Below are 24,980 nucleotides of genomic sequence, written 5' to 3'. Positions count from 1 at the left end.
GAGTTAGTATTTATCCCCCTATGCTGAAAATAACGATTTGATTATTTCAATGAGAAATTATTTAAACATAATAATATTTTCGTTCACGATTTTGTAATGCTTATTTAATTGTAATGGGATAAGCACAGCTCGTCATTTCAGAGATTAACACCTTTACAGTCTGAGTTGTTATTTTCTATCTAGGTTCTAGATATAAGCCGTTTAAATTTCTGAAAATTCATTTAGGTTAAAATTGATACACCTAAAAGTTAGAATCTGCCTCATTTATTGGGAATATTTTTGCAACACTATCATTAAGTAATCTGAGCGGTACTTTTATCCGAAGCACATTGCCATGCGATGTTATTATTTTAGCCTTTAAGTGTCGTTAAAGAGCATCTCTTTTCAGGTTTTATGGTTCTGTAAATTATTATTATAAACATTGTTGCTATTAGCGTAAAAACTAAAATTGATGGTGACGATGCAACGCCGGTTTTTTTTACAAGTATCATAGAAAGTAATGGAGCGAGGCCAGCGGATAAACTTGCTGCAATGGAATATAGTATTGATAAAACACTACAACGTAATTTAATCGGGAACATTTCAGCTAACATTACTGGTACTGTTGCATAATATGCTCCTGCTGGAATAGCAATTAAAGCTTGACTCAAAATTAACTGATAAAATATTTTGTGCGATAAGAAGTTGAAAAAAGGTTGAGATAGAACTAGAAATCCTATACTTGCTGCAACTACGATTTTTTCTCTACTAATTTTATCAGATAGATTCCCAATCAGAGGAAATACTCCTAGAAGTACCATTAAAGAAATGATGTTGGAAATGATAATTTCATGGTTTTGAAAATTACCATATAAACGAGCTTGCATAGGACCATAAATGTAAATTTGAAATGTAGTTGTTACACCCAAACAACTCAAAATAAACACATAAAGGGATTGTATTTTATTGTTTTTGATATAGGTTACCGATTCAGAAAGTAAACTCTTAAATTTAGGCTTTGGTCTGTCTGCATAGTATACGATGTATTCCATACTCTCGGGGATACATAAACGGATGTATAAACCAATCGAAGATCCTAAAAGCGCAAGCACAAAAGGAACACGCCAGATCATCCAGTCCTGTTCAGGATAGTGACTGGTAAAATAAGTAACAATCAATACAACTAAAGACGCTATCAGCATCCCTGACATAGCGCCAAAGGATGCCCAGCTTCCTGAGTAGCCCTTTTTTGAGGCTTCGGCATTCTCAACTAGGTAAGCAGAGGAGTTTAAATATTCTGCACCGCAGGAGAAGCTCTGAATAATTCTTAACACTAATAAGGTAATAGCAGAAAATGTACCTATAGTACTGTGAGGGGGGATAAACCCGATAAGGGTTGTTGATATGCCCATTGTTAGGATAGAACCTGCAAGGATAATTTTTCTGCCATAGATATCGGATAGTAAGCCCATTATCATAGCCCCAATAGGTCTGGCTAGGTATCCAGCAAAGAAAGTAAGAAAGACGAGAAACAAACCCTTGGAGACATCACCAATCAGGTATTTGGCAATGTAAACTGAGAGTAGGCCACAAATAGCCATGTCAAAGGATTCAATTAAATTACCCAGTGTACCTGCCAGAATGATTCGGGTTTGGTGCTTCATGCGATTATCCTTTACTTTGCATTGCCGATAGAGTGGTTAGTGAATCTTGATCTTCCACTCGGTCTAAAAATAAAAATCCATCCAGGTGATCAATTTCATGTTGAAGAATGCGGGCTTCTAAACCGGAAGCTTTTTTGGTAATTCTATTTCCATCTATGTCAAACCCTGAATATTCAATTTCCATGGCTCTTGGAACTTCACCCATTAATTCACCACAATTAAGGCAACCCTCGTAGCCAGTTTGAATTTCTTGAGATAGGATTTTTAATGAAGGATTAATTAAGGCTGTATCAGGAATTGGGTATTCTGGTTTTCTCCTTTTGGTGTAATCAGTACCAAATACAATAACTCGTTTGCTGATGCCAATTTGGGGGGCAGCTACGCCTACAGCCCCCTTGTCAGCCATTATGCCAAACATAGTCTTAATAAGCTCTTTTAACCAACTGCTACCAAATTCTGATTCAGAAATTGGATCAGCGGTTTGTCTTAAAATAGGGTTGTTTTTATCAAGGAGTGTGTTCATGGGGCACCTGATTGTTGATGATTAATGTCAGTTTGGGTTTTGTCGTCATGCAGGGCTGTTTGTCAGGGAAAATTAAATACTCTTGAATTCGCCTTAACGCAAATTTGCCCATGGCTAACAGTTTTTCGCAATGAATCGAGCTTTTGTTCTGGATATATGGATTTATCCGTTTTAATCCAAATGAAAAGATAGCTTTATAAGAATCATATTCAGTGGGGATGGAGATACCTGTTATAAGTCTAGGTTTTATTTGTTTGTATTTTACAATTGATTCTGTGCAGCCTATATGTGGTAGTTCGCTCCATAATTTCGGTTGATCCTGGCTGAGGAATTCTGGTTGATAGCAACCGTCAAATAGCCAGAGACTTTGCTCAATTAAATTTTGCTCTATGGCTGGGTTCGAGGATATGAAAAAGATCTGTCCTGCCTGGTTAATAAGGGCAATAGAAGCATAGTCAGTTTCTACTTGCCCTAGTACATCTGAAAACACCCTGCGTATTGTGACAAAGTGTTCAAACAGAAATTCCTTGGCTTTGGGGTGAAGCTTTACTTCCACAGCTGTTACATCCATATCTACAAGTTTTTTAAACTGCATGACTGTGCTTTTTTCTCTTTTCTTCATAAGAAGAAATTGAACCAATGGCCAAGTCAATGATTTTTAGTAAATTATTTTCCGAAGTGTCAATTGCTTTGACTTCTTTGATCAATCCTAACACAAAATCGGCGTAATCGTCATTACTTCCCTGAGAGATAGGGTATAAATGATGGCTTTGTTTCAAGATGTAATGAAGCAATTTTTCATCGACTTCATTCTTCTTCGTTGTTGCATTTTCGTCTTCCCCAAATAGTAACCAGCCTGGGTTTACTTGAAGATGGAAAGCCAGTTGTTTGACTTTTTCATAGTCTGGTAAAGCATCTCCTCGTATATAACGGCGGCAGATTTGTTCAGAGGCACCAGTAAACTCAGCCAGGGTTTTAATACAGATCCCATTTGGCGAGCGAGAGGCCGTATATCCTCTATCTTTGAGGGCGCTAATCAAGCGGTTAGCAAACGATTGATAGGGTCCCTTACTCATAAAATTATCCTTGTAATCGAACGTCATAAAAAATTATCATATAAAACGATATCATTCAATATCATATCGTATCTTAATATAAATTTCTTTAAAACACATATTGATAATAAAATTAATATTGTTTTAATATAAGTTTCGTCAAATGATTCTAAATGTTAATTTGACGTGAATTGGACTTTAGTACACATGATTTACAGGAGTATTTTTCATGTCCCATAATAATAAAATAGGTATTTACAAGGGGATTATCCAGTATTTGCTAGATGCAACTAACTATCCGTTGCAGCGAATTGCTAACTTATCTAACTCACCAATTGCATATTTGCAATTGATTTATCACCATAACCGATTGCTTCAAAATAGAAGTGTAGAGCTAAATTTGCTGAAATTATTCATTGTGTTTATCGATATGGAAATTAAACGAGAGCAGAAAGCTGAGAAGCTTTTTCCAGCTGACATGCATTAGGAGGCTTTAAGATGCAGTTTTCTGATAATAAAATGCCAAAACAGATTTTGTTTATTACTGATTTAGAGGAGCTTCTTGGTCGTAACCGTTTGACATTAAGGCGTTGGTGGACTAGCGGAAAATTTCCACAACCAGTTAAACTAAATGGCACAACACTGGCATGGCACTCTGAGACAGTTAATCATTGGATTCAACAAAACATGCGATTATCTTAGCATAATAGCCCATATTATGTGGGCTATTGAACTTCTTTCCACAATGGATGATCTAACCAGCTCCTTGGAATTCCCATGCTTTCATGCGCCCAATCATATTTTTCAATAATAGGCTGAATAAGTTTCTCGGATGATATTGCCCAATCTTTGCCATTACCCGCAGTGGTTAGTAATTTTCTGATGATCAACAAGATAATATATGAGCGATCATTTCTTGGTGTAATAGGAGGTAGCCAAAGTTCATTAATCGCATCAATTTTGGGTTTAATGGCTAAATCTTTATTCCAAAGGCGGCTATGATGAGCACATATATTTCTTACATAAGTTAGAAAGTATAGCCAATTGGCTAAAGTTTTTGGATGTAACTTATAACCCTCAGCAATTATCCTTTTGTCTTCATTTTTAAGCCCTTTAAATAAGACCGACAATGCACCAAAGGATAAAACCTCTATTGCCATCCATATTGGTAAGTTAGGATAGCCCAGATATTTATTTTTATAATGCTCAATAAAGTACTCTCTGGAACGCTCTATCTCGTTATTAATTTGTGCTAACCAGGTATTATGTTCAAATTGCTGATGGAAATTTTGAGGATTCGACAAAGCAAATGGTCCATAACTATGAGCAAGGTGATAAGCAATACTGGTTCTTACTGAAATTTCAATTCGCTCTAATCCATCCATTACTAACAATCTTAGTTTACGATCAAACTCATAGAGATCTATGACATTTTCAAATGTAACATTATCTTGAAATTGTTCGGTGATATTTCCTGTTGTATCTGAACGTTTAAAGGGTAAACAGTAGGCACTAAGCCGATAATAGTTGGTATTAGAAAGGCTTTGCAGGGCTGAAGGCCAATTATTTATAATAAGCCCTTTTGCTTGAAGTTTTTCCAGTTGATCTTGGAAACTCAGGGCTGGCTTTAGATATTTAATGAGAGGATTATTCATAGCAATACGCATAAAAAAACCGCCAAGGTTACGCAAGGACTAACATCCTCTAGGCGTGGCGGTTGTGTTAAGTTAATTATAGAGCAGTTCATATGATTTTTTCAATCCTTTGATGAGATTAATCTTGCAATATGGTTTGCCCAGGAATCCAATGCCTCTTTGCGTTGGGGTAGCATCTCATTTTTATTATAAGTAGCCATAATACGAGGCATTTTGTGGCCAAGACATTTTTCTATCACCACGGGATCAATATTTAGTGACTCACCCAATTGTGTCGCAAAGGTTCTTCTTAAGTCATGGGCAGTCCATTCAGGAATTCCCACCCGATTCTGAATTCTTTTAATTGCGCGTGGAAGGGCATCTTTGGACATAGGAACATCGATTGTTATGCCTGGAATTACAAAAGGGGAGACAGATTGTTCTTTAAACTGAAGTAGTAATTTTTTTGTAAGTTCACTCAAGTGTATTTTTACAGTTATTCCTCCTTTTGAATGCTCGGGAGGAATAGTCCATAAAGATTGCTCAAAATCAAATTGATGCCATTGTGCCAGTCGGATTTCACCTGTTCTAACACCAGTAAGTATAATAACTTTAATTGCTAACCTGGCTGATTCAGACATTTGGCTTTTATCGCTTTCAAGGAATTTCCATATTATTCTTATTTCTTCGGGCGATAGTACCCGCTCCCTGGGCTTTTCAATACCACCGATATCACGTGATCGTATATTGGTAGCTGGATTATATTGAATATAACCACGACTCACTGCATAGTTTAGAACTTGTTTAATAGTGCTGAGAATGCGATTCGCATGAATTGGCGCTCCTCGTTGTACTATTTTGTCAAGGGCGATTGTAATATCTTTGGTTTGTAACTTATCAAGTACAGTATCGCCTAGTAGAGGAATTATTTCTGAGTCAATCTGATATTTGATAGGGCGTGGTTGCTTTCTATTTTTAACGGCATAATTTTCGTACCAAGACTGTATTAATTTTGAAAAGGTATTGTCTTCTTTTAATTTTTCTAGCTTGGTATTTTCTATAGGATTTATACCTTGCTCTTTTAAACTTTGCGCTTTAGCAAGATATTCACGAGCCTGTTTTAGACTAATAGCTGGATATTTTCCTAAGGTCATTTTTTGACGTTTACCATTCATACTAAAACGGTAAAACCAAGATTTATTACCACTTGGCATTACTCTAATACCTAATCCAGAAGATTCTATTTTTTCAAACCAGGTGGTCTCTGGCGCGAGATTTTTAATATAGCTATCGATAAATTTCATCTACACAGTCCTTTTTATTTTGGTACCATTTTTGGTACCAAAATTTATGTATAGGTATATTATCAAATGATACTAATTGAATTGCTAAAACTCAATTATTTCTTATAAATAAAGGGTTTTTTGCTATTTTTGAAATTAAATGATATTGTTTGATATCGGTATAATAAAGTTTCGTAATCAATAGGTCCGCAGTTCGATTCTGCGCAACGGCATTGTAAAATCAAGGAGTTATACTCTTTTTGAAATAAAAAAATGGGGTCTTCCTCAAATCGGGTCAAATCCGGGGGCACTTTACTCATCCACAAAGCACTCTAACTCTTAATCTATAATTTTCAAAATTCGTCCTACAGTGAAATTGAGCTAGTTCCTGGCTGACAAGATAACTCTGCGCTTATATCAATCCAAGTTCCTACTTCAGTTTCGTCAATAATTTGCAGCTCAATATCCTGAGCCGCAAATTGTAATATATATATGAAGGCATTGGTTAATAGCTGTTTTTAAATGGCTACTAGATTGTGGGCTAAAAAGATTGATAGCATCTGATAAAAGGGTATTTATTTCTGCTGGTGAATTTGCGTTTTCGATTTGATGTATTAAATGGGTCTTCCCCAAATCCGGGGGCACTTTACTCATCCACAAAGCACTCTAACTCTTAATCTATAATTTTCAAAATTTCTAAACCCATAAGCCCTGCGTTGAATCAATTTCATCTTTCGATGAAACCCTTCAGTTATTCCATTATTCTTAGTAAAACGAAGCATTCTAACGACTTCCTCTCTCCATTTAAATAGTGTATTTCCTAAAGTTCTAAGCGATTGAAAAGCGCTTTGCTTTAGTTCTTTAACCATTTCCAAGAATTGCGGTAATAAGCGTTTACACTCTTTTGCTGTACAATGCTTCTTAGTTAATAGTTCATGCAACTGTTGTTTAAAATCATAAATCGCAGCAATCGCGGGTTGTTGTTTCAGGTATTGGTCGCGTTTGCTTAAACGTAATGACGTTAGATTCTCTGGCTTTGTCTTCAAAGCCATGAGTGTGCCTCTTTGATACTTCATTGTGGGATCAATTTGATGAAAGGTTTGCATGCTCAGTTGGTTAATTAATCGGATGACATGAAAGCGATCAGCCACAATCTTGGCCTTAGGAAAGTGGCGTTTCACCAAAGCCCGATAGCTGCTACTTAAATCGATACACACGACACGTACACGCTCTTTGCCTTCCAATGTTTTAAAATAAGCCTCTAAATCTCGCCCTGAGCGGCCTTTAACAATATCAAAAACCTTATGCTTACCTAAATCACATAAGGTAGTTACATAGCCCTGCTTCTTTGTAAACGAGTGTTCATCAATACCCAATACACGAGGACATAAGGGTGATGTAATCCGTTTCTCTTGCCGTTCATAACCATAATGATACCAACGTTCTATCGTTGATTTGCCTGTATGGAAATGACGGCTTAAATCTTTTTGACTAACACCCTCTGTATGATGGTGAAACACCTCTTTACGCAAGCTTTCTGTAGCTCGCTGGTATTTACCTATCCCCGGAAAACGCTGATTAAAATAGCGCTTACACCCATAGCACTGAAACTTATGCGATTTAATAAGTAAATAGCTATAACGTAATCCGATAGACTCATGACGTATCTTTCGATTAAAGCTATCTTTCTTCCTTAATCGCTTGCCATTGCAGTAAATACAACGCACAACTCGAGTATATCTTACTTCAATATAAACAGGATTGTTTCCTGTCACCTTGACTATTGTATAGCCAGGTAAATTTAGGATAATATCTTTTCTTGGCACTTTAATCCTCTTTTGATTGCGGAATCAAAGAGTTAGATTACTATAATCTGATTAAAGTGCCCCTACATTTGGGGTAGAGCCTATTAAATTCCTGGCTTGTTGTATTTTATTGGTTGCAAAATATCTCATTGTTAAAAGTTGCCTTGTCCTCTCTCTTTTTCCTTCTAAGTTTATATATCTTTGTAATCGGCTAAACAATATTCTTTTATATTATCAAGATAAAATTTTCTTTGCCTTTGTATTATATCTGTTACATTTTTAGATGAATTAACTTTGCCTTGCTCTTTATATGGTTTATTTGTAATAAAACAATATTCCGGAAAAACTGCCTTTACCTTTTCCCTAAGTTCTTCTATTTTATCACCTGGTGATAGCCAGTTCGCTGCCAACATTTTTACTAGGGATCGGTTGGTTTTTAGTAAACTAACATTAAAAATATCTGGACATACAAACTTTATTTGCGTCAATGCTTTTAGAATTTGTATCGTGTGAGGATAATCTGGGGATAAATCCGCAAGTTTGATTGGATCAAAAAGAAAAGACTTTTTGAAAGTCTCCATACTTACATCACTTTTCTGACGAGTGGAGTGTAAAAAAAAGGTATTTTCCCTGTCTTCTAGTTGTAAAGCCCAGCCTATGTCTACGCATATAACTTGATTATTAAAAGATGAGGCCTTTATAAAATTACCCTTTACAATGGCATCAATAACAATTCTGCCAGTTCGGTTATAAATATCAATTAATGCATTACTTATTTCTATATCAGAGGCGGGTGTTCCCTCTATAAATGGACAGATCCAACCTCTACCCTTTTCTGTATCTATAAGTGTAGCTGAGGGCGAAAGATGTGGATTAATTGCGTTCCATAATTTTATCGCACGTTCAGGAGTATCGGTTTTTGCATCTGTACGCGGGATTTTAAGAACTAATCTCTTGTCAAGGCTTACATAAACAGTATTGTAGGAACCTTCACCCAAAAAATCCCAATTCTTTGACATAATTTTTCCCTATAGAAAATAACAAGAAATCCCCAAACCTATTGCTAAAAGGACTAATCTTTAAATAAGAATGGTTTGGCAAATTGTGCCATTTTAATAAGGAATTATTGTCGTAAAAATTTGCTTATTTTTACGGATAAAATTTAACAAAAAAACATGTAAAGGTACTCCTCCAAAAATAAGAGGCTGCAAAAAGAAGAGTTTCTCATAAGCTTATTTGATAGAGGCAGTTCTTAAGTGGAAAGATCAAATTTGACGGTTTTTGTGATTCCCCGACTCTCCCTAAATAGTACAGTTTATCCGAATTTCATAAGAATAAGGACGCTATATTAATGAGCTTGCCCATTATTGATTTTCATTTGCTTGAATATAACCTCAACTTAATTGATGAGTTAAGTTGAGGTACTTGTGTTAGATTAAATCAAAAATAATTCAATTATGGCCTTACCCGGTTAGTAAGGCGATAGTTTCTTTAGTACAAGTCATGTTCATTGTCTGATAATGAACAACGCTCTAATTGACGAGATCATAAGCGGTGTTTGATTTCTGCTCTGTTGCTTGAGTACTATTCATAGAAACAATGTCTCTAGTATCTTGTGGGCGGAAATGGAACATGGTTAACCTGCTAATTACAGATGTATTCTTTTCTTGCAAAGAAGCTACTTTTTCGTACCAAGGTTGTGCCGTAATATTAGGCAGAGAGAAGAAATAACTATATAGTTTTCCCCATATTTTATTAGCATCCTTTTCGTTAGCTTGTTTATTATTTGTTCTTATTTTTCCAAGGCATGCAACTAGCCCACATTCATTCTCTAAATATCGCAGATAGTTTTCTACAACTAGCTTTATCGTTGCGTCATGGCTTTGAATGGAAATAGTTTTTTTGCCTTTACTCAACATGAAATTAATTAACTGAATGGTCGTAAGAGCAGTTTTTTTCTTATCGGAAAGTTTATTTTCATGAGATAGAGCTTCATTTAAACTCAGCACACTTACGGTATTATTTGCTCCATTGATTAATGTTCTACTCTCATTGATTGCTATTTGTATGGACCCATCATCGTTCACCGGAGTTTGGATTAGGGTTTTGGTAATCTCCCAGCTATGATGGAGCAAATTTAATTTCTCATTGTTGGCAGTAGGTAATTTTAATAGTATTTCAGAAAGATAGAAGATCTTATTCTCGATAGCTTCTATTTTCTCATCGAGATTTTTTATTTCTTCCATATGAGTCAAAATAAAGTTGGCTTGCGTAAGTTCTCTTGAAAAACTATTATAAATTAGCTTAATTAATGCTTTTGAATAAGCAGCTGAATCTTTTTGGATTTGAGTAATTTCTTTGTCCTTAGATACCTCTATAATATTTTGCTTAAGCTCATTCATTTGTTTCCGTTTTTCTACTAATTCTTTGAAATAGTTTTTACGCTCATTTAATTTCATTTCTAGAAGTTTTTGCACTCTTAATATTTCTTGTTTATTCTTTTCATCTCTATCCATGCTGTCATTGAAGCGAGCTTGCTCTTCAGAAAAACTATTGTTGTTGAACTGTTCACCTGATGATAAATAATACTCTTCTTCTGAAAAGGAAATATGTCCACCCACCGATTCGTCACTATCTTCTAAATAGCTTCTTCTCTCCAAGGATTGATGGGTATCATTATTGAAGTTAGCTTGCTCTTCAGAAAAACTATTGTTGTTGAACTGTTCACCTGATGATAAATAGTACTCTTCTTCTGAAAGGGAAATATGTCCACCCACCGATTCGTCACTATTTTCTAAATAGCTTCTTCTCTCCAAGGATTGATGGGTATCATTATTGAAGTTAGCTTGCTCTTCAGAAAAATTATTGTTGTTGAACTGTTCATCTGATGATAAATAGTACTCTTCTTCTGAAAGGGAAATATGTCCACCCACCAATTCGTCACTATCTTCTAAATAGCTGCTTGTCTTAAAGGGTGGGTAGGTATTGCTATTGGATACATCATCTATTTTTGGTTGAAACTGAAGAGCATCTATTTTCTCTTTTATGTGGGTTAGCTGTTCTAATATTTTTACGATTCGTTTCGAGTCTGTATCTTTTAACATCGCGTGACCACGGCGAGCATGGGCAAATAGTTTCTGAACTATCGCATTCTCTAATAGTTCAAAATGGATATTAATTTGTCTTTTAGCAGTTGGGTTCGTGGATTGAAGATCCGCCTTAGGGGTTTGCATAAGTAGTACTACTACAGCAAGTAATTGCTTTACTACGATATTCACTGAATTAAAATGCTTTCCTTTTATTCTTTTGAAAAGGAAGTGATTCTGGTCCTCCAATAATTTCCAACAGGCGTTGACTGGGTGTTTTTGTAACATCGCTTGAATAAATTTATTTGGATTATTTTGTATATACTTAGGCAAGTAATCATCTAGTCGTTTCCTAATTTCTTTTAAAAATTTCTGTTTTTCATCATTAATACTCTTGAAAGTAAATTCTGAATGATTAGCCGTAAATTCCGCTAATAGCTCAAAAGTAAGCATCATCAATGCCTTGAGATCTTCTCGCGAGATAGCCATTTCACAACCTGGGATACCTTGAGTAATTATGTCATTCATTTTCATTGCCTCTTGGGTATAGATATTAGGCCAGTATATTAATCAACCTGTTTGCTTATTGAATTGGTATTTATTGATAGAAATTACGGAATTAGCGCACAGCTTATTCAGGTCGGTGGATAATGCGCCCTTGCATTTTCGCAAATCCTTTACTCAGGTAGCTAAGCTAATTCCTGGTGACTTTTGTTGAACTAGACTAAGAATTGCTGTTGAGAGAAATATTGGTGGCGCTTATTATTAAATTTTGATAGGCAATAATATTTTTATGACAAAAAAGTATAATTTTCTTCAGGGGATTCGCGATTTTTTGATAATTACTTTAGTTTTTGCGCTCATGCCGATAAATTCCGACTTATACTTAACCTCTTTGCCGGCGATTACAACGGATTTTATTGTAAATATAAATTATACCCAATTTACGCTTAGCGTGTTTTTGATTGGACTTTGCCCCTCACTACTTATTTTTGGCTGTTTGTCTGATCTTTTTGGTAGAAGCCGTCCTCTATTTTGGGGACTGTTTATTAATATTATTGGGAATGTATGTTGTTGGTTGGCTCCTAATATTTATCTATTGTGTTTAGGGCGATTTATACAGGGTTTTGGCTTAGGCGTAACTCCGGGTTTAGCGCGCGCCATGTTGAGAGATCTTTATGAAAAAGAGCAATTGGCCCTTTATAATTCTTATTTAGGTTTAATCACCGTAATTATAGTATCGTTAACGCCCTTAGCCGGAAGTTATGTTCAGCAATATATCGGTTGGAGAAGTAATTTCTTGTTACTTGCTGTATTTACTATTATAATTTTATACCTTTTTTATAAAAATATTCCTGAAACTAATCCCTCTTTAAAAAATAAGAATATTGTTAAAACCCTACGTTACACGCTGCTATTTTTATTAAGGCACTTTAAAATATTAAGGTTTGCTCTCTGCTCATTGCTAACGTACGGCGGAATTATTGCATGGTATATTGAGGCGCCAGTGGTGCTACAACAGCAAATAGGCATATCTTCTATAAAGTGTGGCTGGCTATATATTTATCCTGGTATAGGATTTCTGCTTGGTGGTGTTCTGAATGTAAAATTAATTTATCGCTTAAGAATTGATTCCATTATTATGCTGGGGTTGATATTACAATTGATTTCAGGCTGTATGTTACTTTGTTTTTTTATTTTAAAGCTGATGAATGTCGTTACCATTGTTGCCCCCATAGTTCCATTTATGATCGGCGCTAGCCTTATTATTCCAAATTGCGCCGTTAAAGTTCTAACTCCCTTTCCTCATATTGCCGGTGCAGCAGGGGCAATATTTGAATTTAGTAAAATTTTAGGTGGGATTTTTACAAGCAGCGCAATGGCATTTTTGGGAGATGAAAATTTATTACCAGTTGCATTTATTTTTATTCTTTTTTCCTTATTTTCAATTTTTATTTGCTCAGTGCAAGAGAAGTAATAAATGAAGTAATGCTGCGCGGTAAGGTAAGCCGGCGCGCAGCACGAGTTGAAGCGGTTTATTCACAGAAAATAAACAGGGTGATTCGGATTATTAAGTTCGCTTATCTTGTCTTTTTCTTCTCTGAAGAAGCCAATTGAACTGGCTTTATGTCTCTTTTTGATTTCTTCTGTTGAGGTAGAGGTTTTTTGATCGTGGGGTTGTTCGCCCTTTAGTTTATTTTTAGCGAAATAGGTCGTTCGGAGTTTATTCCAAAGGTTATCAGTCATTGCAGAGTACTCGTCATCAGGAAAGTCAAGCGCTGATACCTCATATTTTTGTATATATTTTATATAGAGCGCGACTACTCGTGCAACTACCGGGAAATCTGATTCGATAGTAAATTGAGATAACCCTCGACTGAGTCCAAGATTCACTAAATTAATCATTGAAAGAGCTGTTTTTTCTAATAACATATCTTCGGATGTATGCACATAAGTATTTTCCATGATTAATGCGTTTCTTTCTTGAGTCGGTAGCGTTTTTTCACAGGTACTACTAATGCATCCATTTTCCATGGTTATTAGGGCTCTGTCTTGCTGTGTTATTGCTAACACATAGGCTACAAATAAATTAACTTTATCTTCAAAATAGTAATCCTCTTTGATTGGTTCAAAGGGTAGCTCACTCGAGTTTTCTTGTTCATTTTGGTATTTAGGTAAGGAATCTTTTTCGTTACAAATTGCCAGGGGAGGGCACTTACCTATTTTTTCCTCAGTTGCCAGGGAAGCGGGTTCATCGATTTGTTGTATTATTTTTATAACTTGCTCTCGGAGATTATTCAGGTAGGTTTTATGATACTGATGCTCTTTTGTAGAACGAACTGTTGTCAATAGGCCGTCATCTAGAGCGAAGTATACTTGCTCTATTTTTTCAATAAGCTTTAGTTTGCGCTCTGAATTAGAGGCAATAGCTTTTTTAGGGGTTTTCACCAATTCGGCAATCAAATCAAGTAAACTATTAATTCCGTTTTCTATAGCTGAAATATGGATGAGTTTTCTATATCTCAGAAGAAATCGGTTTCTAAAAAATAATAAATTGCGAAGCTCCGAAATTGGCTTATCCGCTAAAATACATTGAATAAATTCCTGATTGTGATGTTCTTCATCTGGAAAATAGGCAAGTATGCGGTCTTTAATCTTTTCTATAAAATTGTCACGATCTCGGGGAGTCGGCCGGCCAAAGGTGATATTATCAACGAAACCTCGTGCATGTTGATATTGAAAATTAGCCAATACGATAAATGCTTGTATCATGAGGTTGCGAATATCTTGTCTTGATACTGCGATCTCACACCCGGGCACTCCTAAATATGTTAAAGTCTTCATTTTGTAACCAATAAATCAACAAGACTTTATTTTGACCAATTAGGTTTTATTTTGAACCAGTATTTATAAGTAAATTATTACGGAGTATTACTATTATCTCTGCCATTAAAGAAAATTATGTTATATACTTTTTTCATCCGTAATAATTGATAAAAAAAGACCTAATTAAAGATACTTTATGATCATATAATGTCCACGTAGTTTATTTGTTGTTAAGGTGTATAAATGAGTGGAATTTCTAATTTTTCTTTCCGAAGACCTCAAAGTGCTAGTAGCATTTCTGTACCACAAATGGTGCAAAGAAGCCAAAGTTTTAATGCCGCTTCTTCAAAGCGAGATAATCAGCCAGTTAAAACAGTCATTTCAGAGGCTATAGGGCGGTTTAATGATATTTATAATTTGATGATTCAGGAGTTAAAAAATGAACTTGGAATTATCAAAGTGGGACCTTATCGATCTTTAGAACATAAAAGAATAAACGTATTTTATGATAAAACTTATAAAGGCTTACTGGATCTATACGAGTCTTCTAAAGAGAGAGTACAGCCCAAAGCAATGTATATCGAGTTAATCACCTTACTTACTTTGCTGCTTATTAAAGATGAATTCTATTCCAGTCTGGTAGATAAAGCAGAACGTTCTGCAGGTTTTCTAACTAAAATGCGAAAGATTGTTTCTAAACCAACAGATACTTTAAATTGGCCTGGAGAAGAGAGAGAACTTTGTAAAATGTCTCAGCTCTATAGTAAGAAGTTATTAGAACGTTTGTTAATGCTGAATGAGGGCAAAAAATTGAAAGGTAATGGCGAACAGGAGAAATTGTTTGTCTTTATTATCAAACGAGTGCAATTTTACTACAGTAAACCTTCGGCTATTGCTGTGCTGCCGCAAATAGAGACGTTAAATAAATGGCTTGCTGTTCTTGCCTCCATTATTGCAGAGACCTCATTAACCTCTAAAAATAAATATTTTTCAGTGATTAAGAACATTTCTGCAAAAGTATCTGAGCGTTTTCAATTGCCAGAAACAACGGAGCAGGAGTTATTAAAAGATACGAGCACATTTCGCTCTCCCAGGATAAAAAGGGAACGCTATGAGTGTTCTATCTGTGAGCTATCAAAAAACATGAACACATTATTCCGCTCTCCAAGTATAAGAAGGGAGCGTTATGAATACTCTTTTGGGGAGTCTAGAAGGACAATACCATCATCAGTAGCCAATGAGCAACAGGCAAAGTTTCGGTTGTGCGAAAGTTGGGTGTGAGTTTCATTGATGAGTGACAAAGAACCGGCTCTGAATTTGATATGGAATGCTCTATAGCGTTTAATTTACTTATATTGAATTCAAGAATAGGAGTTTAGCTTTTCTTGTTTTAATGCCATTTATCTGAGCTGTAGAAATTGTCGATGTGACACATTCAATAAATGTACAACCGCGTTCAAAAATGGAAATTTTTTAATTTAAATGGTTGCTTCAGGTGCTATTAAGTTGTTTCTTGTTTCTTCGTGTTCTTAATTTGAGCTTAATTTTTATATGGTATCCTTCTATAGGAATTAGATACGGAGAGGATAATTATGGCTTTAATTGATGCTATAGAAAAGAAAAATTTTCTCGTAAATATTTATGAATATCAATCTAAATTTAATCAATACATTAATCCTTTATTTACTTTTACTGAAGTTAAATTTTTTCAATATGTTCGTTATACGAAAGATAGTTTTTGGCAGGGATTTTGTAGTGATCAAAAATCATTTCATCACAATATTGAGCAAGAATATTTTGTGTCTCATTTTGCAGAAGATAATTTTGAAGAGTATCAGACAGGTTTCTTCTTTCTTGATTCCTTGCCGGCAAATGAACATGAAAAAAAGCATATTACTGAGCTTCGTGATGAGTTTAATATAGGAAATTTATTTTTAATTTCACAAAAAGAAAAAGATTATTGCGATTTCTTTATTTTAGGAACGGATCCTTCTTTAAGTTTCAATAATTTTTATCTTAATAATATCGAAATGTTAAAGAAAATTTGTTTTATTATTCAAAATAAAGTTGCGAATGATGAGGTGAAAAAACTCTTACCAAAAATTAAAATTCCTAAATCAAATAATTTAAGAAACCCCTTTTATGAAATTGAAGAGCAAGATTTGCTTAGTGTTTTTCACATGTCCTTTTTAGATAAATATTTATTATCTAGGTGCGATAAAATGAAGCTAACTGTTCGTGAGAAAGACTGCTTGCAACATTTATTACAGCGCTATAATTCTAAAAAGTCAGCATCCTTACTAAATTTATCACCAAGAACTATAGAAACTCATGTTGAGAATATAAAGCAAAAATTCTTAGTTAAATCAAAGAAAGAGATTTTGAATTACTTTGAAAAAGTCAATATTATTTAATCAAAATTGGGAGCTAGTGAGCATTGCTGAGCAAAAACTCCCACTCAAGCTCTTAAGCAAATAATGAGTTTTTCAGCATAGCTACAAAAAAGATAGGTATGAGAGTTCTGTTAACACGCTTAAATTTTAGTGTAATCCGTAAAGAGAACTATTGATATACGGTTATAACAAAAAAAGTTTACATTAGAATATAACATTTTTTCGGCTAGATATTCTGCCAAATTACGAGAAACGTTAGCATCAGGTTCAGTGGCATAGGTTGATGCTAGCGTTTTTATTTCTCTTAACAATAATAATAATTCAATCTGGAGTAATAATGATTAATAAGCCAGTTACTTGTCCTGCTACATATCATGCAACCCAAAATGGATTAAGTCTCCTCAAAAAACTTATTAATGAATGTCAATGCTTAGATCCTCTGACAAAGAGCCAAATAAGTGATGAAATTGATTTCTTTGCAAAAACAACTACTCATCAGGCAGAGAACTATCTTGACACCATACATAAAGCTGCCTTGCACTTAAATAATAGGATACGTTCATTAACTGGTAATGATCATTATGTGGCTAAGTGCATAGCAGGCGGAGCAGGGGTATTTGGTATGGCCGGGGTTTGTACGGCAGGAGTTTTTGCTTTGACTCCTATAGTACCTCCAATAGCAATTACCTCGGGAGTTATATTAGTTACTGCAGGAGCTGGACTGAGCATTAAGACTTATCTACCAAATCCAGGTGAAAGACGAGACCTTTACCTTGCGATGAAGCCGATTTTAAAATCTCTGTATAATTTAGTTAAAACTGATTATGAAAACCAACACCAAAACCAAAATGATTGTTCTCCGATTACAATGATAGACTCTGTATCGCTTAGGGGATAATTTTTGCCTAATTTTAAAATTATAGAATTAAACGGTTGCTCCTTTTTAGACGCTCATCCATGAGCGTCGTTGCAAACTATTTTGTTAGTTGTTTCACGCTAATGATTGACAAGATGTCCTAAATTCATTCTTATTATCTTTAGCGCTCTGTTGGGCAATTGAAAAAAGACTAAAGGATGTCATTGGTGATTTAGACACAGAAATAATTTTTTTATACCATGGCTGTGTCTGTAACTTAGCTGGTGAGAAAAAATTAGTTTGGAGTAAATTCCATAGTTCATCGACATTGTCAGTCGCCTCATTCTCCAGGTTCATTTTGACCTCATAACCTGCCAAACCATGCTTCTTTTCTAAGTATTCGAGATACTTTTTGATAATCGTTTTTGCAGTGGTATCTTCTGAGTTAATAGAAACTGACCTTTGACCTTGACTCCACATGAAATTAATTAGATGAATCATCGTAAGTGTAACCGTTCCTTGTTCTGCAAAATCTTTCTCTTTAAGGTTAATATCGCGTACGGTTTCTTCAACTATTTGATTTTTAGAAATTTCAATGGTGGTAGATGGCATTGGGTAAGAAAAATCTGCATTTTTTCGGTTTAAAAGTACTTCGGTAATTGACCAACTCTCATTAAACAGCTGCCATTCTACAGGATGCGAAACATTTTTGGGTATTGTTCTATTCAAATACAATATCTCAGAGCCTATATTTTTAATTTCTTTCTGTTGCTTTAAGGATATTTTACTACAATTCACTAAAATATCATTTGCACGATTGAGCAGTATAGAAAACTCATTATAAACAAAATTGTAAAGCTCTTTCCGCTGAACATTTGCAGACTCTTGTTCTTGAATGAGGGTGTATTTTCTATTTTCGTTGAGCACGACTTTTTTCGCTTGAAGTTTTTCTATTTTTTGTTCTCTTCGTATTAACTCTTTTTTATCTTCTTCGCATCGGTTGATTTCAAATCGTAGAAGTCTATTTAAATTTAATAATATTTCTTCTGTATTTTTCATGCTTACTACCTCTTTATCAAAGAGTCTCTATGTTATTAATTTCCATTTAACTAAAGGATTGGTAGTTATTCATAAAAACTACGGTGGCTGGCAGGAGACTCGAGAAATAGTTACTTGAAACCGAGCTTTGATTCAGTATTTTCTTACCTTAAGTTACTGAATTAATTTATTGAATGGTAGGTATTATCAGCGCTTAAAATTGAAATTTTGCTCAAGGATATTGATATGAGAGAGCTATTTTCTTTAGGTGCATGCTGTACCAATCAAATTAATTTAGCTGATGAACATCTGGTTTTCAGCTTATGTAATGAAGATGGAATGGATGAACTTAAGGAACTCGTTAAGGGTAATTGTTTGCTCATTACGCTAAAGACTACAAATGATATTTCCTTACTTTCTTTAGCTATCCAAAGAGGATTATATCCCCTGGTCATATTTTTACTTGAAGTAACAAAAATTGAACGATTAGAGATCGACTATTTTGAATTAATGCTTGAGGCAATCCGCTATGGCAAATTCACCATAGTAGAATTATTGATTGAAAATAAGTATGTCAGTATTTACGAGAAAGATAAACATGGCAATACCTTATTACATTATGCTGCGATGATGGGAAATATCGCCATTGCCCAATGGCTCCTCAAGAAAGGGCAATTTAAGTCACATGAAAAAAATAATTATGGAAGTACAATACTGCACCATGCGGCTTTTTATAATCAATTTTCGTTTATTCAATGGGTTTTAAAAAAAAATACCACGTTGTTAGCAGCTAGGGATAATAGTGGTCATACTGCCTTACATATAGCTACTTTGAATGGCTATTTTGAACTTGTTAAATGGTTTATCAGGAACCAAAATATAAGTTTCAGAGATAAAGATAACGCTGGAAATACTCTATTGCTCATGGCCGCATCGGAAGGCCATTTTGATCTCGTTAAATGGCTTATTGAAAGTGGGTATGCAAAACTTAGTGAGAAAGATAATCAGGGTAATACTGTATTACTCAAAGCGGTTTGGCATAATCATTTCCCCATAATTAAATGGCTTATTGAGCAAAGAGGTATTTGTCTTACTGAAAAAAATAACCAGGGGGATTCCGCGATACATTTCCTAGCCCGTCAGGGGTATCTTGAAACACTGCGATGGTTTCATAAAAATAGCCCTATGAGTATTAATGACAAAAACAAGTATGGAAAAACTGCTTTGTACTATGCTGTACAATATAATCATCTTTCGGTGGTTCATTTTTTATTAAAGCAACCTTCTCTTTCTTACTATTCACTGCTTCAGTCTATCCCTCGCAATGATGAGTCTTATGATGCTCAAATTCATATTTTGTTAATCAAGCATAAAGAGAATGTAGATGAACTGTTAGAAGCGGAAGAAATAATAATTCATCCTGGATTGCGTTGTCCGATTAGCGGTGAACTAATGCTTAATCCTGTAACTGCGCCTGATGGACATACCTATGAAAAGGATGCAATCGAGACATGGCTTAAAATAAACCCGAATTCTCCCTTAACGAGAGCCCCTATGAGAATAGAACAATTAAATCCTTCGCTAATTGTGAAAACCTTCGTTGAAGAAAAAATAGCAGAAATAGATAGGGTACTTACTAAAATAAATAAGACAGTTTTGTCAGATGGACTTACAGGAAATTTTACTTTTTTTAACCCAATAAATAGAGGAAATTTGAAAGAAACCCAAGCGAGTCAAATGCAAGTGTTTAATTCTAGCTCGGGTTGTAGTGTTGTTTGAGATTGATTAACCACTCCATAAATTCTGTAAATTAGGCGTCTTAAGATTAAAACGATCTTAAGCGTAGCAATAGTCATCCGTAAAAATAGAGAAAAAAAACCCAGTTTAAAAGGAACACTGTGCGCATATAATAGCCACGGTGTTTTTAATTTGTTCTAATTGTAAGATAGAAAATAACTAACCTTCGTTTTACAACATTAGCACTTAATAAATACCGCATTTAAATTAATCTATTGAGTCTCCTTTTAGGCTAATTAATCTCAATAGATGTTTTAACAATGACTTGAAAGGAGTAACTATGAATAACTTAACTAATACCTCAAATGGTTCTCGCATTTCTCGTAAAACGGCTTCGTCTTCGGCAGGATCGAATACTAGCGTTTATCAGAGAAGTCAAGCATCTCGTAAACAACATTCCGCAGCTGTTATCGATTTACCTCGTGGTGTTATTTCTAGAGCAACCGCTTCGTCAGGATCGAGTACTACTTCAGGACAATCAACTATGAGTGTCTATTTGCGTAGTCAAAGGTTGAAACAAGGGTTACCTCCCCACGACGCTACTGCACTTAGATCAAATTCTTCAATACTATCGACTGATAGCGTTTATTATAGGAGCCAAAGGGCAAGATACGCGTTTTCAGATCCTGGGGTGGCAAGGAATAAATTTTTTTCGGACCCGCAAACGCTGAATGCGAAAAAAATTCCCTCCGTAGCCAGCCTACAGACGATATCGGAGGAAAGTGCTCCATCGTTTACCCGAGCTGAAATTGAAGGATTGTATGAGCATTATTTATCTTCAATGGAAACCACACTAAGTGATTTTTTGCAAGTTAATCAATCTGGTGTGTACCATTCTATCGACGAAAAGCGAAAGGGGGAATTCCACCATAATTTTCGAGATAAACTTAAAGAAACAACAGAGAAAAAGCGTAGACAAGCCTCGATAACACCTTTCCAGTCAACCAGAGAAGAGGTGACTCAGTTCGCAGAGTCGACTATAAGTTCAGTAGCTGTCGCTACTACCTTGGGAACAGCTGCGGGTGGAGCTTCTTTTGCTATAGGTTTTACTGCGGCGATTGCTAGTTTCTTTACAGGAGCGTTTGTGGTGCTTTATGCCAAGGAGAAAATGGCACATAAGAAAGCGAAAACAATAGAAAAGTATTTACCTCCTGACGAATGTATAAATTTTATATCATTATTGGGATTGTTGTTGGCGCAGGATGAATTAAAGAATGATCTTGCTTTAATTGATATCGTTCCTGAAAGATTAGATTTGTCTCGGATTAAACAATACCTAGGTTTAGCACCCAAAGAACAAGCAAATTTTAAATGGAAAGATGAAGAAAGGTACATCGTGAAAAAGGCTGAAACCTATGTAAAGAAATTGTTTAAAGGATTAGAGAAGTATGCAAAAGGGGACATGAAAAATCTTTATGACAACAAACTTATAAACACGTTTGTATCTTACTTTGCTTTTTTTGAGAGTACTAACAGTCCTAAGGTCATGAAGGCAAATATTTCGGCTCTACCCCAAATGTAGGGGCACTTTAATCAGATTATAGTAATCTAACTCTTTGATTCCGCAATCAAAAGAGGATTAAAGTGCCAAGAAAAGATATTATCCTAAATTTACCTGGCTATACAATAGTCAAGGTGACAGGAAACAATCCTGTTTATATTGAAGTAAGATATACTCGAGTTGTGCGTTGTATTTACTGCAATGGCAAGCGATTAAGGAAGAAAGATAGCTTTAATCGAAAGATACGTCATGAGTCTATCGGATTACGTTATAGCTATTTACTTATTAAATCGCATAAGTTTCAGTGCTATGGGTGTAAGCGCTATTTTAATCAGCGTTTTCCGGGGATAGGTAAATACCAGCGAGCTACAGAAAGCTTGCGTAAAGAGGTGTTTCACCATCATACAGAGGGTGTTAGTCAAAAAGATTTAAGCCGTCATTTCCATACAGGCAAATCAACGATAGAACGTTGGTATCATTATGGTTATGAACGGCAAGAGAAACGGATTACATCACCCTTATGTCCTCGTGTATTGGGTATTGATGAACACTCGTTTACAAAGAAGCAGGGCTATGTAACTACCTTATGTGATTTAGGTAAGCATAAGGTTTTTGATATTGTTAAAGGCCGCTCAGGGCGAGATTTAGAGGCTTATTTTAAAACATTGGAAGGCAAAGAGCGTGTACGTGTCGTGTGTATCGATTTAAGTAGCAGCTATCGGGCTTTGGTGAAACGCCACTTTCCTAAGGCCAAGATTGTGGCTGATCGCTTTCATGTCATCCGATTAATTAACCAACTGAGCATGCAAACCTTTCATCAAATTGATCCCACAATGAAGTATCAAAGAGGCACACTCATGGCTTTGAAGACAAAGCCAGAGAATCTAACGTCATTACGTTTAAGCAAACGCGACCAATACCTGAAACAACAACCCGCGATTGCTGCGATTTATGATTTTAAACAACAGTTGCATGAACTATTAACTAAGAAGCATTGTACAGCAAAAGAGTGTAAACGCTTATTACCGCAATTCTTGGAAATGGTTAAAGAACTAAAGCAAAGCGCTTTTCAATCGCTTAGAACTTTAGGAAATACACTATTTAAATGGAGAGAGGAAGTCGTTAGAATGCTTCGTTTTACTAAGAATAATGGAATAACTGAAGGGTTTCATCGAAAGATGAAATTGATTCAACGCAGGGCTTATGGGTTTAGAAATTTTGAAAATTATAGATTAAGAGTTAGAGTGCTTTGTGGATGAGTAAAGTGCCCCCGGATTTGGGGAAGACCCAATATTTCTTTAACCGCGATCATGGCTGCCTTTTCACAAATACTTAACGAAAAAGCTTATGAAAAGCAGCTTTCTTTTCTAAGAAGTATAGAAGTGATTCAGGTTAAGGCAGATGCTTTATTGGCTGAAAAAAGCGCAATAAGCTTTGAAATGGCGGAGCGAGATAGAGATATTGATGAAGCTTTGGAAGATGATGCTAGGCAACGAATTGCTGGCCTATCTTAAATGAAACATTTCCATAGCATGCTTATTGTTGATGACAAGGAGGTCACAACTTACTTTATAAATTAAGGATTTTATATTTGGAGCATTATTATGCCATTATATCAAAATACACAAACCATAGAAGAAAATAAAGTTCAAAGTATTAATGAAAAAATTACTTTTTATTTAAGCAATAATGATCATTCTGGGAAAGCCAGGAGATATAATAGTTTCCTGCAAGAAAAGCTTAATAAGGCTGTAGAAAAAATAGAAAAAAATAATGAAAAAGCACATGCAGGTAATTTACCTAAAGTAAATAAAAATTCTCCGCGAAACAGCGGAAATATTGGTTCCTTAGCGAAAAACACATCAAGAGTGGCCGCTGCTGCTGGGGCATTAACTGTTGCTGGCCCTTTGGCCGGGTATGGGGCTAAATTAGGTTCTAGTCTCGCTTATGATCTGGGTAAAAATGGCATAACGTCCGCATTTGATGGAGTTGTTTCTTCAGCCGGTATCTTTCGTGATCCTTTATCTGCCTTGACTAATGCCATAGGTGACGTTGCTGGGGGAGTGCTAGGAGTAACTGCTGGTGTTGTTCTCCCTGTGGGACTTTTGTATGTAGCTATTCCAAAACTTTATCAATTATTTTTTTATACTCTAAATAAAGCAATCGATAAAATAGATAAATCTCTTCATCCATATACCGATTTAGGTTTTTTCCCCCAAGGAGTTTATTTAGAGTTAATGTGCAATATTTCAACATTGGCAGTTAAAAGAGAACTTGAAAATAGCTTTGCTTTAAAAGGAATAGCTAATGTCAAATTTAATATTCAAAAAATAGTTGATAAAGTAATTCATCCATTGAGCGATACTTCTCTTTCTGAAGAAGAGCAGATTTTGTACAGCTGTGTCAAAAGAAATGCCACTAAGTTGATCCAAATTTATAAGGATTTATTGGATTCAAAAAAGCGGTTTCGATATAGGCAGCAGCCTGTTTCTAGTGAACTAATTAAATTGTTTCACACGCAAATAAAAGCCGATATGAGTGATAAGTTAGAATTTTGCTTAGTAATGGCAGGGCAGTCAGTTCAAAGTCAACAACCAGAAGTTCATAATTCACTGTATCATATTTTAAAACAGGCATTTGCAGTTAAACTTGAAGATACAGCTAGTTTATATAGCGGCTTAGATAGTTCGTTTGATAGTGCTTCCACTAATGAGAATCCTATCAGGCAGCATCGAGCAATGAACGATCACTCTGCCTCACGGGGTTCAACGAGTTCTACTTATCAGCGCTCACAAGGAGCTCAGCGAAGAGAATCACCTCAACATGAACATGTTTATGAAAGTATTCCTGGGAGTTCTGCTTCCTCAAGAAGTTCTATTTATCAACGATCGCAAATGGAGCGGGCAAATAGAATGAGTGAATCATCTCAGGTACGATTTTTCAAGAGCACAGATAAACAGAGAAGTTCTGATGTTCTACGTGAGAAAGGGCAACTTTTTATAAATAGTAGACCGGGTTAATTCATGTTCGGCTGGAAGC

At 35.3% G+C, this 24,980-nt stretch carries 22 protein-coding genes; 11 read left to right on the top strand and 11 right to left on the bottom strand.

What is annotated here, in order from left to right; translation table 11 throughout:
• Window positions 1–350: 350 nt before the first annotated feature.
• The 4 genes from clem_RS08150 to clem_RS08135 are packed head-to-tail and all read right to left on the bottom strand — an operon-like array spanning window position 351 to window position 3,242.
• Entirely contained in the window at window positions 351–1,643 is a 1,293-nt protein-coding gene (locus clem_RS08150) for an MFS transporter (RefSeq protein ID WP_010946798.1), read from the bottom strand.
• Window positions 1,644–1,647: 4 nt separating this feature from the next.
• Window positions 1,648–2,166, bottom strand: coding sequence for a peptide deformylase (def, locus tag clem_RS08145; protein WP_010946799.1), 519 nt, complete (start codon window positions 2,164–2,166; stop codon window positions 1,648–1,650).
• Window positions 2,150–2,761 (bottom strand): hypothetical protein, encoded by a 612-nt coding sequence (locus clem_RS08140; protein WP_011946159.1) that lies wholly within the window; start codon window positions 2,759–2,761, stop codon window positions 2,150–2,152. Before clem_RS08140 ends, def begins: the two co-directional genes overlap by 17 nt.
• Entirely contained in the window at window positions 2,751–3,242 is a 492-nt protein-coding gene (locus tag clem_RS08135; protein WP_013101377.1) for a helix-turn-helix domain-containing protein, read from the bottom strand. The genes clem_RS08140 and clem_RS08135 overlap by 11 nt, the downstream gene beginning before the upstream one ends.
• Window positions 3,243–3,450: 208 nt before the next feature.
• On the opposite strand from clem_RS08135, the gene clem_RS08130 reads away from it, so the two are divergent.
• Window positions 3,451–3,708 (top strand): hypothetical protein, encoded by a 258-nt coding sequence (locus tag clem_RS08130; protein ID WP_013101378.1) that lies wholly within the window; start codon window positions 3,451–3,453, stop codon window positions 3,706–3,708.
• Window positions 3,709–3,719: 11 nt separating this feature from the next.
• Window positions 3,720–3,923: a helix-turn-helix transcriptional regulator gene (locus clem_RS08125; protein WP_010946803.1), complete on the top strand. Its 204-nt coding sequence runs from the start codon at window positions 3,720–3,722 to the stop codon at window positions 3,921–3,923.
• Between the two features lie 23 nt (window positions 3,924–3,946).
• Here the strand turns inward: clem_RS08125 and clem_RS08120 are convergent, their stop codons facing one another.
• The 5 genes from clem_RS08120 to clem_RS08100 all read right to left on the bottom strand — a co-directional run bounded on the left by clem_RS08120 (window position 3,947) and on the right by clem_RS08100 (window position 11,557).
• Window positions 3,947–4,888: an Abi family protein gene (locus tag clem_RS08120; protein ID WP_016356862.1), complete on the bottom strand. Its 942-nt coding sequence runs from the start codon at window positions 4,886–4,888 to the stop codon at window positions 3,947–3,949.
• An 89-nt stretch (window positions 4,889–4,977) separates the two neighbouring features.
• Window positions 4,978–6,159 carry a tyrosine-type recombinase/integrase gene (locus clem_RS08115; protein WP_010946805.1) on the bottom strand — a complete coding sequence of 394 codons (1,182 nt, stop codon included), beginning with the start codon at window positions 6,157–6,159 and terminating at the stop codon, window positions 4,978–4,980.
• A gap of 629 nt (window positions 6,160–6,788) precedes the next feature.
• Window positions 6,789–7,964: an ISL3 family transposase gene (locus tag clem_RS08110; protein ID WP_094090993.1), complete on the bottom strand. Its 1,176-nt coding sequence runs from the start codon at window positions 7,962–7,964 to the stop codon at window positions 6,789–6,791.
• A 170-nt stretch (window positions 7,965–8,134) separates the two neighbouring features.
• The gene (locus tag clem_RS08105; protein WP_094091174.1) at window positions 8,135–8,962 is read right to left on the bottom strand and encodes a hypothetical protein; all 828 of its coding nucleotides are present in this window, start codon (window positions 8,960–8,962) and stop codon (window positions 8,135–8,137) included.
• A 513-nt stretch (window positions 8,963–9,475) separates the two neighbouring features.
• Window positions 9,476–11,557 (bottom strand): hypothetical protein, encoded by a 2,082-nt coding sequence (locus tag clem_RS08100; RefSeq protein WP_094091173.1) that lies wholly within the window; start codon window positions 11,555–11,557, stop codon window positions 9,476–9,478.
• Window positions 11,558–11,822: 265 nt separating this feature from the next.
• Between clem_RS08100 and clem_RS08095 the strand changes: the two genes are divergently transcribed.
• Window positions 11,823–13,007, top strand: coding sequence for a multidrug effflux MFS transporter (locus clem_RS08095; RefSeq protein WP_094091172.1), 1,185 nt, complete (start codon window positions 11,823–11,825; stop codon window positions 13,005–13,007).
• A gap of 62 nt (window positions 13,008–13,069) precedes the next feature.
• On the opposite strand, the gene clem_RS08090 is transcribed toward clem_RS08095, so the two are convergent.
• Window positions 13,070–14,374, bottom strand: a complete 1,305-nt coding sequence (locus clem_RS08090; protein ID WP_094091171.1) for a hypothetical protein — start codon at window positions 14,372–14,374, stop codon at window positions 13,070–13,072.
• A gap of 225 nt (window positions 14,375–14,599) precedes the next feature.
• Here clem_RS08090 and clem_RS08085 point away from each other — a divergent pair, with 225 nt between their 5' ends.
• From clem_RS08085 to clem_RS08075, 3 genes are all read left to right on the top strand, one after another.
• The gene (locus tag clem_RS08085; protein ID WP_094091170.1) at window positions 14,600–15,637 is read left to right on the top strand and encodes a hypothetical protein; all 1,038 of its coding nucleotides are present in this window, start codon (window positions 14,600–14,602) and stop codon (window positions 15,635–15,637) included.
• A 311-nt stretch (window positions 15,638–15,948) separates the two neighbouring features.
• The gene (locus clem_RS08080) at window positions 15,949–16,770 is read left to right on the top strand and encodes a helix-turn-helix transcriptional regulator (protein ID WP_094091169.1); all 822 of its coding nucleotides are present in this window, start codon (window positions 15,949–15,951) and stop codon (window positions 16,768–16,770) included.
• Window positions 16,771–17,086: 316 nt separating this feature from the next.
• A complete protein-coding gene (locus tag clem_RS08075; protein WP_094091168.1) occupies window positions 17,087–17,647 on the top strand; it encodes a hypothetical protein in 561 nt (186 codons plus the stop codon).
• Between the two features lie 93 nt (window positions 17,648–17,740).
• Here clem_RS08075 and clem_RS08070 read toward each other — a convergent pair whose 3' ends face one another.
• Window positions 17,741–18,664: a hypothetical protein gene (locus clem_RS08070; RefSeq protein ID WP_094091167.1), complete on the bottom strand. Its 924-nt coding sequence runs from the start codon at window positions 18,662–18,664 to the stop codon at window positions 17,741–17,743.
• A gap of 225 nt (window positions 18,665–18,889) precedes the next feature.
• Here clem_RS08070 and clem_RS08065 point away from each other — a divergent pair, with 225 nt between their 5' ends.
• The 5 genes from clem_RS08065 (at window position 18,890) to clem_RS08040 (ending at window position 24,961) form a co-directional block, all read left to right on the top strand.
• On the top strand, window positions 18,890–20,422 hold the full coding sequence (locus tag clem_RS08065) for an ankyrin repeat domain-containing protein (RefSeq protein WP_094091166.1): 1,533 nt from the start codon (window positions 18,890–18,892) through the stop codon (window positions 20,420–20,422).
• A gap of 298 nt (window positions 20,423–20,720) precedes the next feature.
• Window positions 20,721–21,962 carry a hypothetical protein gene (locus clem_RS08055; protein ID WP_157698209.1) on the top strand — a complete coding sequence of 414 codons (1,242 nt, stop codon included), beginning with the start codon at window positions 20,721–20,723 and terminating at the stop codon, window positions 21,960–21,962.
• A 62-nt stretch (window positions 21,963–22,024) separates the two neighbouring features.
• Window positions 22,025–23,200, top strand: a complete 1,176-nt coding sequence (locus clem_RS08050; RefSeq protein WP_094090993.1) for an ISL3 family transposase — start codon at window positions 22,025–22,027, stop codon at window positions 23,198–23,200.
• Between the two features lie 51 nt (window positions 23,201–23,251).
• Window positions 23,252–23,455, top strand: coding sequence for a hypothetical protein (locus clem_RS08045; protein ID WP_094091163.1), 204 nt, complete (start codon window positions 23,252–23,254; stop codon window positions 23,453–23,455).
• 90 nt (window positions 23,456–23,545) lie between these two features.
• Window positions 23,546–24,961: a hypothetical protein gene (locus clem_RS08040; RefSeq protein ID WP_094091162.1), complete on the top strand. Its 1,416-nt coding sequence runs from the start codon at window positions 23,546–23,548 to the stop codon at window positions 24,959–24,961.
• Window positions 24,962–24,980: the final 19 nt, after the last annotated feature.

Origin of the sequence: Legionella clemsonensis (genome assembly GCF_002240035.1) — a bacterium.
Lineage (GTDB): Bacteria > Pseudomonadota > Gammaproteobacteria > Legionellales > Legionellaceae > Tatlockia > Tatlockia clemsonensis.
The sequence above is the reverse complement of the archived record's forward strand: the minus strand, read 5'-3'. Positions and strand labels throughout refer to the sequence as shown.